Source organism: Actinoplanes sp. NPDC048791 (assembly GCF_040650095.1).
Taxonomy (GTDB): Bacteria; Actinomycetota; Actinomycetes; order Mycobacteriales; family Micromonosporaceae; genus Actinoplanes.
Map to the genome: position 1 here is coordinate 1 of NZ_JBEZGQ010001284.1, position 2063 is coordinate 2063.

The following is a 2063-nucleotide window of genomic DNA, read 5'->3' on the forward strand; positions in this document are numbered from 1 at the left end:
GCCGCGGGCCAGCTGCGGGTCCAGCGTGTACGCGTCCGCGTACTCCGCCGCCAGCGCGTCGACCTCGCTGTCCGGGACCGCGTCGACCACCGCGACCAGGTCGTTCACGCCGTACGTGTTGACCGAGACGCCGAAGCGCAGCTCGGCCTCGACCTTGTCGCCCTCGGTGACGGCCACGTCGCGCATGTTGTCGCCGAAGCGGGCCAGCCGCAGGCTGCGCAGGCGCTGCACGCCCGCCGCGGCCCGCACCCAGCCGTCGATCCGGGTCACCACCGACGGGTCGGCCGCGTGCCCGGCGACGGTCTTGCGGGCCACGCCGATCCGGGTCTGGATGTAACCGAACTCCCGGTCGCCGTGCGCGGCCTGGTTGAGGTTCATGAAGTCCATGTCGATGGACGCCCACGGCAGCGCCTGGTTGAGCTGGGTGTGCAGGTGCAGCAGCGGCTTGCGCAGCGCGTCCAGCCCGGTGATCCACATCTTGGCCGGGGAGAACGTGTGCATCCAGGCGATCACGCCGAGGCAGGCCGGGTCGGCGTTGGCCTCCAGCATGACCGTCCGGATCGCCGCGCTGTCGGTGAGCACCGGCTTGCTGACGATCTCCGCCGAGATGCCCCCGGACGTCGTCAGGAGCTGCTGGATCTGCTGCGACTGGGAGGCGACCTGGTCCAGGGTCTCGGGCCCGTAGAGGTGCTGGCTGCCGGTGAGGAACCAGATCTGCGGCTTCATCGGGTGGACTCCTGTCCGTAGGCGTGCTGGTTGCGGTCGAGAGGGTTCACCGGGCGGCCACCCGGCGCTGAACGGCCCGCAGGTTGCGCATGACCTTGTTGGCGCCGCGGCCGAAGTAGTCGTGCAGCTTGGTGTACTCGGCGAACAGCTCGTCGTAGACCTCGGCCGCGGCCGGGTCGGGCTGGTAGACCGCGGTTTCCTTGCGGCCCATCGCGGCCGCGGCCGCGCGGAGGTCCGGGTTCGCGCCCGCGGGGGGCGGCGCGTGGTTCGCCGAGCCCAGCGCCGGGCCCTGGTCGGAGCCGATCACCGACAGCGGCATCCGCAGCACGTCGGCGTAGATCTGCATGAGCAGCGGGTTCTTGACGAGCCCGCCGGCCGCGACGAACTCGCGCACCGGCACGCCGGCGGCGTTGAACGTCTCGACGATGGTCCGGGTGCCGAACGCGGTCGCCTCGATGAGCGCCCGGTAGACGTCCTCGGGCCGCGTGGCCAGCGTCTCGCCGACGAGCAGGCCGGACAGCTCGTGGTCGACCAGCACCGAGCGGTTGCCGCTGTGCCAGTCCAGCGCGATCAGGCCGTGCTCGCCCGGCTGCTGCCGCGCGGCCAGCTCGGTGAGGTGCTCGTGGGTGAACTCGGGGGCGAGGTAGCGCAGGTAGTGGGCGAAGATGTCGCCGACGCCGCTCTGGCCGGCCTCGTAGCCGTACAGGCCCTCGACGATGCCGCCCTGCACCACGCCGCACATGCCGGGCACCTCGGCGACCTCGGCCCCGTTCATCACGTGGCAGGTCGAGGTGCCCATGATGGCGACCATCTGGCCGGGCTCGAGGGCCTGGGCCGCGGCCGAGGTGACGTGCGCGTCGACGTTGCCGACGGCCACCGCGATGCCCTCGGGCAGGCCGGTCCAGCGGGCGGCCTCGGCGCTCAGCGTGCCGGCGGCCGCACCGAGCTGACCGATCGGCTGGTCCAGCTTGTCGGCGACGAAGCTCGCGAAGTCCGGGTTGAGCTCGCTCAGGAACTCCGGCGACGGGTAGTGCCCGTCCTGGCGGATGCCCTTGTAACCGGCCGTGCAGGCGTTGCGGACGTAGGAGCCGGTGAGCTGCCAGATGATCCAGTCGGCGGCCTCGACCCAGCGGTCCATCCGCGCGTACAGCTCGGGGTCCTCCTCCAGCAGCTGCAGCGCCTTGGCGAACTCCCACTCCGAGGAGATCAGGCCGCCGTAGCGCGGCAGCCAGGGCTCGCCGCGCTTGGCGGCGAGCTGGTTGATCCGGTCGGCGTGCGGCTGGGCGGCGTGGTGCTTCCAGAGCTTGACGTACGCGTGCGGCCGGCCCGACAGCCCC

At 72.0% G+C, this 2063-nt stretch carries 1 protein-coding gene and 1 pseudogene; both read right to left on the minus strand.

Annotated elements, in window-relative coordinates; all coding sequences use genetic code 11:
• Nucleotides 1–726, minus strand: a pseudogene (locus tag AB0C29_RS45450) (L-arabinose isomerase); the annotation flags it as partial.
• A 46-nt stretch (nt 727–772) separates the two neighbouring features.
• Nucleotides 773–2063 (minus strand): ribulokinase (araB, locus tag AB0C29_RS45455; protein WP_360834175.1); only part of this gene is annotated, 1291 nt, incomplete at its 5' end.